Source organism: Streptomyces sp. NPDC046887, from assembly GCF_040644755.1.
GTDB lineage: Bacteria > Actinomycetota > Actinomycetes > Streptomycetales > Streptomycetaceae > Streptomyces > Streptomyces lichenis.
Genome location: NZ_JBEYXH010000034.1, coordinates 68,552 through 79,550 on the forward strand (window position 1 = coordinate 68,552; position 10,999 = coordinate 79,550).

A 10,999-nucleotide genomic window follows, 5' to 3' on the forward strand; every position below is an offset into this window, starting at 1 on the left:
CAGCACCGTGCCCCGGGTCCGCGATCACGGACCCGGGGCACGGGGAGAACAAGGGGGCGGGGCGACCGGATTCGAACCGGCGTCCTCCGAGATGCCATCGCGGCGCACTACCTCTGTGCTACGACCCCGCCTTGGCGATGATCATACGGGCCACCGGGGCCCCGGTCACCTGAGTCTCCGCCGGGGCGCGCAGTCGCGCGCCCTACCGCCCCGGCGGGGCACCGCCCGGGCGGTGCTCGGCGGCGATACCGAACCGCCCCCGCTCCCCCGCCCCCGGCGCGGCAGCCGCGTCGCCGAAAGTCGAGACGGTCCGCACCGCCTGCTCCTCCGCCTCCCCGGCATCCTCCTCCGCGAGGGCTTCCAGCCGCTCAAGGTCCGCCGCGGACACCAGGGCGACCAGCGGCTTGCCGTGGCGCGTGACCACCACCCGCTCCCCGGCGTAGACGACGCGGTTGATCAGCCCGGCCGTTCCGCCGGCCGCCTATGGCGCCCGCTACGTCCTGCCCGAGTTCACCGAGCGCACCGGTGACGGCCTCCGCACCCTCGATCCGTACTCCGCGCTCCTCGACGGGCGGATCGTCACCCTGGGCACCCTCCTCGACGACACCGCCGCCGGGGACCTCATCGCCCAGCTCCTGTACCTGGAGTACGCCGGTCCCGATCAGGAGGTGTCGCTCTACGTCAACTCCCCCGGCGGCCCGATGGACGCCATGACCGCCGTGTACGACACGGTGCGGGCCATCGGCTGCGAGGTGGCGACGGTCTGCGTGGGACAGGCGGCCACCACCGCCGCTCTGCTCCTGGCCGCGGGCACCCCCGGCAAGCGGCTGATCCTGCCCAGCGCCCGGGTGGTGCTGCGCGAGCCCGCGTTGCCCGAGCCGCTGCGGGGGCACCCCTCCGACCTGGAACGGCACGCCGACGAGGTGCTGCGCCGGCGCGAGCAGCTGGCCGGGATGCTGGCGCACCACACCGGCCGGCCCCGCGACCGGGTGGACGCCGACCTCTCCCGGACCACCGTGCTGGACGCCGAGGCGGCGGTGGCCTACGGACTGGCGGACCAGGTGACCACCCGTCGGGCCGGGTGAGCTGCGGTGCGTGCCGAGGAGGCGCCGCTGCCCGCGATGACCCGGGCGGAGGGCGCGTACATCGACGGCTGGCTGGCCGCGGTGGATCTGCTGGGCCGCGCCAACCCGGCCCGGTGCGCGCACACCTATGGCGCGCTGCGGGCCGCGCAGGCGCTGGTGCGGTGCGCGGTGGAACTGCGCGACGCCGTGGCGCTGATGCATGAGCGGGGGGAGAACGAGGTGCACACCGAGACGCTGGCGCGCGCCCTGCGGGTGCTGGACGGCGAGCGGCGGGCGGGCCGGGTGACGGTTCCTCAGGCTCCGGATGGCCCTCCTACGTAGAGGCCGAGGAGGGGAGGGAACGATCCGGGACGAAGGGGGGTGGGTCGGACGCGGTGGAGTCTCGCCCGGACGGCCGCCGGGTGCCCGGAAACCGCTCGCTCGTTCGGCTCAGGCATCCGGGGGAAATCCCCGCGGTGCGAGTTGCGGACGGCCCCTCGAAGGCACTCGCCGGACCCGGTCGCGCCGCAGGTGAACCGGGGTGTGGCGGCGTGTTTCTGTCGCCTCGCCAGGACGCGTTTCCGGCGTGTCCACCTGAACGGGCCAGTCGTGAGTAGCCTCACAAAACACCATTTGGGCTCGGTAATCGGCCGGTCGATGGGTCAAGATCCCTGACGACGACAAGCCCCCGCCACCGCGGCGGGGCGGTCCGGGCGGACGCCGAGTCCTGCCGCCGCCACGGATGACTGGTCGACAGGAAGTGGATCGGCAGGAGTGGAGGACCCAGGCAGTACGGGTGGCCCACCGACGTTCGTCGGGCCGGTCGCCCTCGGGGTGAAGCCGCGTCAGCGGCCGGGCGTCTTCGTCTAGCCCGAACCCGACAGGTCATCCTTCACAGGCGGACTGACGAAGGGTTGCGCATGACCGCGCAGATTCATGTCCCGTCTCTGCTGTCCCGGGCCGGCGCCGTCTCGGTACTCACCCTCGCCGCCGTGAGCGGGCCGCTGCTGGCACCCGGCGGCGCTCCGGAGGCCCAGGCCGCCACCTCCCACGCCTCCAAGGCGCTGAAGACGGCCGCGGCCAAGAAGGGCGCCCCCTACGCGTACGGAGCGACGGGCCCGTCCCGGTTCGACTGCTCCGGGCTGACGCTCTACGCGTACAAGAAGGCGGGCAAGTCGCTGCCGCGGACCGCGCAGCAGCAGTACAACAAGACCCGGCACCTCGCCAAGTCCAGCCGCCAAAAGGGCGACCTGGTGTTCTTCCACCGCGGTGGCAGCGTCTACCACGTGGGCATCTACGCGGGGAGCAACAAGATCTGGCACTCGCCGAAGTCCGGCGCGGTGGTGCGACTGGAGAAGATCTGGTCGAAGTCGGTGAAGTACGGCCGGGTGCGCTGACCCGTCACCGCCGCCCCCTCCGGCGGTCCCCGTCAGGTCTGGACGGTGACCGTCCAGGGCAGCGCCACCCACACCGTCTTGCCGCCGTCCGGGGTGGGCGCCACGGAGAGCCGGCCCCCGTTCTCCTTGGCCAGCCAGCGGATGATGACCATCCCGCGGCCGTTGTCCTGCTGGACCGCGGCGGGCAGCCGCTGCGGTCGGCGCGGATGGCTGTCGGTCACACCGACACGTAGCTGCTCGTCTCGTTCCAGACGGAGCCGCAGCGTGTAGGTCGGCGACTGGCCGAAGGTGTGCTGGACGGCGTTGGTGGCGAGTTCGGAGACGATCAGCCGCACGGTGTCGGCGGTGTCGTGCTCGTCGGGTAGTCCCCACTCGGCGAGCACGCCCGCCGCGAATCTGCGGGCGGTGGCCACCGTGGCGGGATCGCTCGCCAGGGTGACGGATGCTTCCTGATGGTCTGCCATGGCGAGGCTGTCCCTTTCCCACCGTGACCGGTCGCGCTGGGAGGCACGGTCCTGGATGTGTTTCGCGCCACACTGCCACCTCTGTCGTAGCGGGTGGGGACGATCCCCCAAGATACGCACAAGTCTGTCGCTCAAAGCGGTGAACTCTGCTACGCAGGGCCGTTTTCCGGCGCCGTCGCCTCCGGGCGGCCGACCGCCGTCAGGCCCCTCGGGGCGTGGCGTCCGGGGCGGTACGCAGGACCGTGCCGACGGCGGTACCGATCTGCTCCGCCGTCAGGTCGGCCCGGGCGGTGAGCCGCAGCCGGGAGATCCCGTCCGGCACCGACGGCGGGCGGAAGCAGCCGACGGCCAGCCCGGCGGCCCGGCAGTCCGCGGCCCAGCGGACCGCCGTCTCCGGTGACGGGGCGCGTACCGACACCACCGCGGCGTCGGGCCGGGCGGCGGTGAGACCGGCCGCGGTCAGCCGTCCGTACAGCTCGGCGGCGACCGTACGGGACCGGCCCGCCAGCGCCGGCTCCGCGCGCAGCAGCCGCAGCGCGGCCAGCGCCGCCCCGGCCGCGGCGGGGGCCAGACCGGTGTCGAAGATGAAGGTCCGGGCGGCGTTGACCAGATGGGCGATCACCCGGGCCGGGCCGAGGACGGCACCGCCCTGGCTGCCCAGCGACTTGGAGAGGGTGAGCGTGGCGACCACGTCCTCCGCCCCCGCCAGTCCGGCGGCGTACGCGCTCCCGCGGCCGCCCTCGCCGAGCACCCCGAGGCCGTGGGCGTCGTCGGCGACCAGCGCCGCCCCGTGCTCCCGGCACACGTGGGCCAGCGCGGCCAGCGGGGCGGCGTCCCCGTCCACCGAGAACACCGCGTCGGTGACCAGCAGCGCCCGGCGGCCCGGCTCCCGGCCCAGTGCCTTGGCCGCCGCCTCCGGGTCGGCGTGCGCCACCACCTCCGTCTGGGCGCGGGAGAGTCGGCAGCCGTCCACGATGGAAGCGTGGTTCCCGGCGTCCGACAGCAGCAGCGAGCCGGGCGCGGTCAGCGCGGTGAGAACGGCCAGATTGGCCGCGTACCCGGAGGAGAAGACCAGAGCGGCCTCGAAGCCGCAGAAGTCGGCGAGCTCGCGTTCCAGTTCGGTGTGCAGCTCGGTGGTCCCGGTCACCAGGCGGGAGCCGGTGGAGCCGGCGCCCCAGCGGTGCGCCGCCTCGGCGGCGGCCGCGGTCACGGCCGGGTGACGGGTGAGGCCCAGGTAGTCGTTGCTCGCCAGGTCGAGCAGGTCCGAGTCGGCCGGACGCGGCCGTACCGCCCGGACCAGCCCGGCGGCGGCGCGCCGGCGGGCCTCCTCGTCGGTCCAGTCGAACGCGCCCCGAGCCGGGCCGGTCGACGGGGAAGGGGACGGGATGGGCGAGATGGTGGCCCCCCGGGGCACGGTGGCGGTCGTGGGCGGCGGCGGAGCCTCGGTCATCTTCGGGTCCCTGACGGTACGGGGCGGACGGGCACCGCCCGTTCGGGTGGAAGGGCGCGGCCCCACGTCGATGCGCACGGAAGAGTGCGCGGCCGATTTGTAGGCAGTGCACAAGACCCTAGCCGGGCCGCACCGGCAGCGGCGTGTGGCCATGCACACACCGCGGGGCCGCTCCTTTGTGCACTTTCTCCTTGGCCGAGTGGGGCGGCGTAGGCCAGGATCACAGCCATGGACCTGCTGAACACGCTGGTGGACAAGGGGCTTCGGCGCGAGCTGCCGACCCGCGAAGAAGCACTCGCCGTGCTGGCGACCTCCGACGACGAGCTGCTGGACGTGGTCGCGGCGGCCGGAAGGGTGCGCCGGCAGTGGTTCGGCCGGCGGGTGAAGCTGAACTATCTGGTCAACCTCAAGTCCGGACTGTGCCCCGAGGACTGCTCCTACTGCTCGCAGCGGCTCGGCTCGAAGGCGGAGATCCTCAAGTACACCTGGCTGAAGCCGGAGGACGCCTCCAAGGCCGCGGCCGCCGGGGTCGCCGGCGGGGCGAAGCGGGTGTGCCTGGTGGCGAGCGGGCGCGGCCCGACCGACCGGGACGTGGACCGGGTGTCGAAGACGATCCAGGCCATCAAGGACGACAACGAGGACATCGAGGTGTGCGCCTGCCTCGGGCTGCTGTCGGACGGGCAGGCCGAGCGGCTGCGGTCGGCGGGTGCCGACGCGTACAACCACAACCTCAACACCTCGGAGAGCACCTACGGGGCCATCACCTCCACGCACACCTACGCGGACCGCGTGGACACCGTGCAGAAGGCGCACGCGGCGGGCCTGTCGGCCTGCTCGGGTCTGATCGCGGGCATGGGCGAGAGCGACGAGGACCTGGTCGACGTGGTCTACGCGCTGCGCGAGCTGGACCCGGACTCGGTCCCGGTCAACTTCCTCATCCCGTTCGAGGGGACGCCGCTGGCCAAGGAGTGGAACCTGACGCCGCAGCGCGCGCTGCGGATCCTCGCCATGGTCCGCTTCGTCTGCCCGGACGTGGAGGTACGGCTGGCGGGCGGCCGCGAGGTGCATCTGCGCAGCCTCCAGCCGCTGGCGCTGCACCTGGCGAACTCCATCTTCCTCGGCGACTACCTCACCAGTGAGGGCCAGGCGGGCAAGGCGGACCTGGAGATGATCGCCGACGCCGGTTTCGAGGTGGAGGGCGCCGGTACCACCACGCTCCCCCGGCACCGTTCGACCGTGCTCGACGAGGCCCAGGCGGCCGGCGGCTGCGGTTCTTCGGGCGGCGGCTGCGGCCCGGCGGCCGACACCGGTGCCGGTGCCGAGCACCGTGGCTGCGGTGGCTGCGGCGGCTGCGGTTCGTCGGGCGGCGGGCTCTGCGCCCCGGAGCCGACCGGGGTGCCCGAGCCGGTCGCGGCGGGCGCCGGTGCGGAGGAGCCGCGCCCCGCGTCCGTACCGGCCGGAGCGGCGCGTACGGACCTGGTGGCGGTACGCCGCCGGGGCGCCGGCACGGACCTCGCGCCCAATGCCTGAGCCGCTGGCCGATCAGCCGGCTGCCTCCGGGCGCCCCGGGGGTCCGCAATCACCGCTGACCGGCCCGGAACTGCTGGCACTGGACCGGGCCCATGTCTGGCACCCCTACGGGCCGATGCCCGGCCGGGAGGAACCCCTCCTGGTGGCCTCCGCCTCCGGGGTCCGGCTGCGGCTGGCCGAGCCGGTGCACGGCCGGCGGGAGCTGGTCGACGGGATGTCGTCCTGGTGGTCGGCCATCCACGGCTACCGCCACCCGGTGCTCGACGCGGCGCTGCGGGAGCAGTCGGAGCGGATGAGCCATGTGATGTTCGGCGGGCTCACCCATGAGCCCGCCGTGCGGCTGGCGGCCCGGCTGGTGGAGATCACCCCCGAGCCGCTGCGGCATGTCTTCCTCAGCGACTCGGGCTCCGTCGCCGTCGAGGTCGCCATCAAGATGTGCCTGCAGTACTGGCGTTCGGTCGGCCGCCCCGGCAAGCAGCGGCTGATGACCTGGCGCGGCGGCTACCACGGTGACACCTGGCAGCCGATGTCGGTGTGCGACCCGGTCGGCGGAATGCACCAGCTCTGGTCCGGGGCGCTGCCCCGGCAGCTTTTCGCCGACGCCCCGCCGGCGGGGTACGAGGAGGAGTACGCCGAGCGGCTGCGCGCGGCGATCGCGCGGCACGCCGACGAGCTGGCCGCGGTGATCGTGGAGCCGGTGGTGCAGGGCGCCGGCGGGATGCGCTTCCACGACCCGGCCTATTTGCGGGTGCTGCGGGAGGCCTGCGACGCGTATGGCGTCCTGCTGGTGTTCGACGAGATCGCCACCGGCTTCGGCCGCACCGGCACGCTCTTCGCCGCGGAGCAGGCGGCCGTCGCCCCCGATGTGATGTGCCTGGGCAAGGCCCTGACCGGCGGCTACCTGACCATGGCCGCCACCGTCTGCACGAGCCGGGTGGCGGACGGCATCTCCCGCGGCGAGGTCCCGGTGCTGGCGCACGGGCCGACCTTCATGGCCAACCCGCTGGCCGCCGCGGTGGCGGGCGCCTCGATCGACCTCCTGCTGGGCGGTGACTGGGCCGGGCAGGTCAAGCGGATCGAGACGGGGCTCGCCGAGGGCCTGGCCCCGGCCGCCGAACTGCCCGGCGTCCGGGATGTACGGGTGCTGGGGGCGATCGGGGTGGTGCAGCTGGACCACCCGGTGGACATGCGGGCGGCGACGGCGGCCGCGGTGCGCGAGGGCGTGTGGCTGCGGCCGTTCCGGGACCTGGTGTATGTGATGCCGCCGTATGTCACGGAGGACGAGGACCTCGCCCGGATCTGCCGCGCGGTCCGCGCGGCGGCCCGGCAGGGCTGAGAGAGAGTAAGGACGGACCCATGTCGGTGATGGTGGTCAGCGGGACCGGGACCGAGATCGGCAAGACCGTGGTCACGGCGGCGCTCGCCGCGGCGGCCCGGGCGGCCGGGCGGTCGGTGGCGGTGCTGAAGCCGGCGCAGACCGGCGTCGAGCCGGGTGTGCCGGGTGACGCGGACGAGGTGGCCCGGCTGGCTGGGCCCGGTGTCACCCCGGTCGAACTGGCCCGGTTCCCGGAGCCGTTGGCCCCGGAGACGGCCGCGCGCCGGGCGGGCATGGCGCCGGTGGGCCCGGCCGAGGTGGCGGAGGCGGCCCGGAAGCTGGCGGAGGAGTACGACCTGGTGCTGGTGGAGGGCGCGGGCGGGCTGCTGGTCCGCTATGACGCGGACGGCGGCACCCTCGCCGACGCGGCCGCGCTGCTGGGCGCCCCGGTCCTGGTGGTGGCGCCGGCCGCGCTCGGCACGCTCAACATGGTGACCCTGACCGCCGAGGCGCTGCGGGCCCGCGGGATCGCCCAGGCCGGGGTCGTGGTGGGGAGCTGGCCGGAGCGGCCGGGGCTGGCCGAGCGGTGCAATATGACGGACCTGCCGGTGGCCGCGGGTGCCCCGCTGCTGGGGGCGGTGCCCGCGGGTGCGGGCGCGCTCGCCCCGGCGGCGTTCCGCGCGGCGGCCCCGGAGTGGCTGGCGCCGGTGCTCGGCGGCGACTGGGATGCGGAGGCCTTCGCCCGCGCCGTACGCTGCTGATCATGACTGCTCTGCGCGCGAAGGTCGAGGAAATCGTGTTCGACTGCGCCGACCCGGCGGCCCTGGTCCGCTTCTGGGCGGCGCTGCTCGGCGGCGATCCGGTGGACCGCTCCCCCGACTGGTCGTACGTCGATCCGCCGGACTTCATCCGGATCGCCTTCCAGGCCGTACCGGAGGGCAAGGCCGCCAAGAACCGGCTCCATCTGGACCTGAACGCCGGGGACGTGGCGGCCGCCTCCGACGCGGCGGTGGCCTTGGGCGCGACCCGGTCCGGCGGGATCGTCACCGACGACTGGGGCCACTTCCAGGTGCTGACCGACCCCGAGGGCAACGAGTTCTGCTTCGTCTCGGGCTGAGGGGCGGCCCGTTGGGCCGCGGGTGCGCGCGTCTCTGCGGACTCGGGCGGAGCGCGTCTACGGACTCGGGGCGGAGGTGGACGGCGGCCGGTCACTGGTGCGGCGCGGCCGGGGGCGCGGCGCCCGGGGCCGGGTTCTCGGGCGCGTAGGCCGGCTGCGGTACCCGGCCGAGGGCGCGGAGACGGGGGTACGCGGCCCCCGGAACCGACCCGGTCCGCGTACCGAAACCCGCCCCTCCTCGGCCACGCGCCCGCGTACCGGGACCTGCGACACCGGCCCCGCAGCCACGTACCGGGACCCGCGACACCGGCCGCGCGCCCGCGTGCCGGGACCCGCGCCCCTCGGCCGCGCGCCCGCGTACCGGGACCCGCGAGACCGGCCGCGCGCCCGCGTACCGGGACCTGCGACACCGGGCCGCGCGCCCGCGTACCGAATCCCGCCCCTCCTCGGCCGCGCGCCCGCGTACCGGGACCCGCGACACCGGGCCGCGCGCCCGCGTGCCGGGACCCGCGCCCCTCGGCCACGCCCGCATATCGGGACCGCGAAACCGGCCACGCACCCGCGTGTGAGAGCCCGCAGCTCCCTCGGCCACGCACCGCCCCCGGCTGCGCACCGCGCGCGGCCGAAGCTCCGGGTCCGCGGCCGCCGGGATCGCGGGTACGCGACGGGGGTCGGGGGCTCAGGGTGCGTCAGCGGGCCCCGGTACGGGTACGCGGCCCGGCTCGTCGGTCGGCGGCGGTCCGCCGGGGACGCGCTCGCGGCTACGGGGCAACCGGAGGCACGGGTCCGCAGCGGGGGTCGCGGGTGCGCGGCCGGGGTCCGCAGCGGGGGACGCGGATGCGCGGCCGGGCTCCGCGGCCGGAGGCCCGGGGCGCCGCCCTGCCGGGGTCCGGCATCCGCAACCAGGGCCCTCAGGTGCGCAGATAGGACGCGCCGTTGAGATCCACGATCGTCCCGGAGGCCCAGACCGCGGCCGGGGAGGCGAGGAAGTGCACGGCCGCGGCGATCTCCTCGGCGGTGCCCACCCGCCCGAACGGGCTCTCCGTACGCAGCGCCTCCCCCGCCTCACCGGCGAGCTTCGCCGCCTGGCGCTCCGTGGCGACGAACCCCGGCGCGACCGAGGTCACCGCGATGCCGTGCGGGGCGAGCGCGACGGCCATCGACTGGCCGAAGGCGTGCAGCGCCGCCTTGGCGGCCCCGTAGGCGGGGAACTCCGGCTCACCCCGGAACGCCCCGCGCGAGCCGACGTTCACGATGCTGCCCGACGCCCCGCGGTCGATGAGGTGGCGGGCCACACCCCAGGTGAGGTCCGCGGCCGCGAGCAGGTTGACGTCCGTCATCCGGCGCCAGACCGCCCGCCACTCCTCCAGGGACACCTCCGCCACCGGGTGCCGGTTGCCGGCCGACGGCGCCACGGCCGCGTTGTTGACCAGCACGTCCACCCCCTCGGCACCACCGTCGCGGAGCCCTTCCACCGCCGCGGTCACCACCCGCTCGGCCGCCCCGGGCTCACCGAGGTCGGCCTCGATCAGCACATGGCCGGTGCCGGGCAGCAGGCGCAGGGTCTCCTCGGCGTCCTCGCGGCGGCTGGCGTACTGGACGGCGACCCGGTCGCCGCCCCGGGCGAACGCCGTCGCGACCGCCCGTCCGATGCCCCGCGACCCCCCGGTGATCAGCACACCCCTCATCGCTGCCGCCCCAGGGGCCGGAATCCGTCGGTCGAGCCGGACGCGCACGGGGGCGTCGGCGGGCACAGCAAGCGTGGCGACATGCCCCGATCCTGCCACCCCGGCCCTCCACCCCAGGAGGGGCGGCGGGGCTGACCTTGGCGCGATCCGGGAAGGATCCCCGTAGCCGAACCCTTCACCCGACCCCCGTCAGCGGTCCCCGCAGCCGATTCCCCGGGCCGCCGCTCGCCACCGACGCAGGAGGGCCGCGATGCGAGACCCCGTACACCACCCCCTCTTCGCCCGCTTCTACGAGCGGATCAGCGTGGCCGCGGAGACCCGGGCCGGAATCGCCGCGCACCGTGCGGAGCTGCTGGCGGGGCTGTCCGGCCGGGTCATCGAGATCGGCGCGGGCAATGGACTCAACTTCCCGCACTACCCCGGCCAGGTCTCCGAGGTGGTGGCGCTCGAACCGGAGCGGCGGCTGCGCCGGGCGGCGGTCGCGGCGGCGTTGCGCGCCGAGGTGCCGGTGGACGTGGTGCCGGGCGTGGCGGAGGCGCTGCCGGTGAAGAGCGAGGCCTTTGACGCCGCCGTCGCCTCGCTGGTGCTCTGCTCGGTACGGGACCTGCCGCGGGCCCTGGCCGAGCTGCGCCGGGTGCTGAGGCCCGGCGGACAACTGCGGTTCTTCGAGCACGGCCGGGCCGAGGGGCGGGCGCTCGCCACCGTGCAGCGGGTCGCGGACCGCACGGTGTGGCCGCTGCTGTTCGGTGGCTGCCACACGGCCCGGGACCCGCTGGCCGCGCTGTCGGCGGCCGGGTTCGAGATCACCGGCTTCCGGCGGCTACGGGTGCCGGAGGGCGGCGTACCGTTCCCCTCCTCGCCCTGCGTCCTGGGCACCGCGCGCCGACCGGCGGCCGACTGACCCACGCGAAGCCGGCGGGCACCGGGCCCGGTGCCCGCCGGCCCCGCAGCTGGCCGGCCGACGCGGTGGCTCC

12 protein-coding genes and 1 tRNA gene are annotated in these 10,999 nt (G+C 75.2%); 8 read left to right on the forward strand and 5 right to left on the reverse strand.

The annotated features are described in order from the left end of the window. Positions 1-55 precede the first annotated feature (55 nt). Together ABZ945_RS25820 and ABZ945_RS25825 are read right to left on the reverse strand one after the other, a co-directional pair. Positions 56-130: transfer RNA gene (locus tag ABZ945_RS25820), tRNA-Ala, on the reverse strand. A 72-nt stretch (positions 131-202) separates the two neighbouring features. Next, positions 203-460 carry a type II toxin-antitoxin system prevent-host-death family antitoxin gene (locus ABZ945_RS25825; RefSeq protein WP_361273943.1) on the reverse strand — a complete coding sequence of 86 codons (258 nt, stop codon included), beginning with the start codon at positions 458-460 and terminating at the stop codon, positions 203-205. On the opposite strand from ABZ945_RS25825, the gene ABZ945_RS25830 reads away from it, so the two are divergent. The 3 genes from ABZ945_RS25830 (at position 453) to ABZ945_RS25840 (ending at position 2,461) form a co-directional block, all read left to right on the forward strand. After that, positions 453-1,085 (forward strand): ATP-dependent Clp protease proteolytic subunit, encoded by a 633-nt coding sequence (locus ABZ945_RS25830; protein ID WP_361273900.1) that lies wholly within the window; start codon positions 453-455, stop codon positions 1,083-1,085. The two genes, ABZ945_RS25825 and ABZ945_RS25830, sit on opposite strands and share 8 nt — an antisense overlap. Before the next feature lie 36 nt (positions 1,086-1,121). Continuing rightward, positions 1,122-1,406 carry a hypothetical protein gene (locus tag ABZ945_RS25835; protein WP_361273945.1) on the forward strand — a complete coding sequence of 95 codons (285 nt, stop codon included), beginning with the start codon at positions 1,122-1,124 and terminating at the stop codon, positions 1,404-1,406. A 578-nt stretch (positions 1,407-1,984) separates the two neighbouring features. Further along, entirely contained in the window at positions 1,985-2,461 is a 477-nt protein-coding gene (locus ABZ945_RS25840; protein WP_248634212.1) for a C40 family peptidase, read from the forward strand. 32 nt (positions 2,462-2,493) lie between these two features. On the opposite strand, the gene ABZ945_RS25845 is transcribed toward ABZ945_RS25840, so the two are convergent. Both ABZ945_RS25845 and ABZ945_RS25850 read right to left on the reverse strand, forming a co-directional pair. Further along, positions 2,494-2,925 carry an ATP-binding protein gene (locus ABZ945_RS25845; protein WP_361273903.1) on the reverse strand — a complete coding sequence of 144 codons (432 nt, stop codon included), beginning with the start codon at positions 2,923-2,925 and terminating at the stop codon, positions 2,494-2,496. Between the two features lie 199 nt (positions 2,926-3,124). Then, positions 3,125-4,375, reverse strand: a complete 1,251-nt coding sequence (locus tag ABZ945_RS25850; RefSeq protein ID WP_361273906.1) for an 8-amino-7-oxononanoate synthase — start codon at positions 4,373-4,375, stop codon at positions 3,125-3,127. Between the two features lie 228 nt (positions 4,376-4,603). On the opposite strand from ABZ945_RS25850, the gene bioB reads away from it, so the two are divergent. The 4 genes from bioB (at position 4,604) to ABZ945_RS25870 (ending at position 8,337) form a co-directional block, all read left to right on the forward strand. Beyond that, positions 4,604-5,905, forward strand: a complete 1,302-nt coding sequence (gene bioB / locus ABZ945_RS25855; protein ID WP_361273909.1) for a biotin synthase BioB — start codon at positions 4,604-4,606, stop codon at positions 5,903-5,905. 115 nt (positions 5,906-6,020) lie between these two features. Further along, positions 6,021-7,241 (forward strand): adenosylmethionine--8-amino-7-oxononanoate transaminase, encoded by a 1,221-nt coding sequence (locus ABZ945_RS25860; protein ID WP_361273948.1) that lies wholly within the window; start codon positions 6,021-6,023, stop codon positions 7,239-7,241. 20 nt (positions 7,242-7,261) lie between these two features. Beyond that, positions 7,262-7,981 carry a dethiobiotin synthase gene (bioD, locus tag ABZ945_RS25865; protein WP_361273912.1) on the forward strand — a complete coding sequence of 240 codons (720 nt, stop codon included), beginning with the start codon at positions 7,262-7,264 and terminating at the stop codon, positions 7,979-7,981. A gap of 11 nt (positions 7,982-7,992) precedes the next feature. After that, positions 7,993-8,337 carry a VOC family protein gene (locus ABZ945_RS25870; RefSeq protein ID WP_361273950.1) on the forward strand — a complete coding sequence of 115 codons (345 nt, stop codon included), beginning with the start codon at positions 7,993-7,995 and terminating at the stop codon, positions 8,335-8,337. Positions 8,338-9,248: 911 nt separating this feature from the next. Here ABZ945_RS25870 and ABZ945_RS25875 read toward each other — a convergent pair. Further along, entirely contained in the window at positions 9,249-10,025 is a 777-nt protein-coding gene (locus tag ABZ945_RS25875) for an SDR family oxidoreductase (RefSeq protein WP_361273915.1), read from the reverse strand. A 250-nt stretch (positions 10,026-10,275) separates the two neighbouring features. On the opposite strand from ABZ945_RS25875, the gene ABZ945_RS25880 reads away from it, so the two are divergent. After that, complete coding sequence (locus ABZ945_RS25880; RefSeq protein WP_361273918.1) at positions 10,276-10,926, forward strand: class I SAM-dependent methyltransferase; 651 nt, start codon at positions 10,276-10,278, stop codon at positions 10,924-10,926. Positions 10,927-10,999 lie beyond the last annotated feature (73 nt).

Bases quoted from the DNA above. Each gene is read 5' to 3' on its own strand.
- ABZ945_RS25835 (WP_361273945.1), top strand. From the start codon at position 1,122: ATGACCCGGGCGGAGGGCGCGTACATCGACGGCTGGCTGGCCGCGGTG.
- ABZ945_RS25840 (WP_248634212.1), top strand. From the start codon at position 1,985: ATGACCGCGCAGATTCATGTCCCGTCTCTGCTGTCCCGGGCCGGCGCC.
- ABZ945_RS25845 (WP_361273903.1), bottom strand. From the start codon at position 2,925: ATGGCAGACCATCAGGAAGCATCCGTCACCCTGGCGAGCGATCCCGCC.
- ABZ945_RS25850 (WP_361273906.1), bottom strand. From the start codon at position 4,375: ATGACCGAGGCTCCGCCGCCGCCCACGACCGCCACCGTGCCCCGGGGG.
- bioB (WP_361273909.1), top strand. From the start codon at position 4,604: ATGGACCTGCTGAACACGCTGGTGGACAAGGGGCTTCGGCGCGAGCTG.
- ABZ945_RS25860 (WP_361273948.1), top strand. From the start codon at position 6,021: ATGCCCGGCCGGGAGGAACCCCTCCTGGTGGCCTCCGCCTCCGGGGTC.
- bioD (WP_361273912.1), top strand. From the start codon at position 7,262: ATGTCGGTGATGGTGGTCAGCGGGACCGGGACCGAGATCGGCAAGACC.
- ABZ945_RS25875 (WP_361273915.1), bottom strand. From the start codon at position 10,025: ATGAGGGGTGTGCTGATCACCGGGGGGTCGCGGGGCATCGGACGGGCG.
- ABZ945_RS25880 (WP_361273918.1), top strand. From the start codon at position 10,276: ATGCGAGACCCCGTACACCACCCCCTCTTCGCCCGCTTCTACGAGCGG.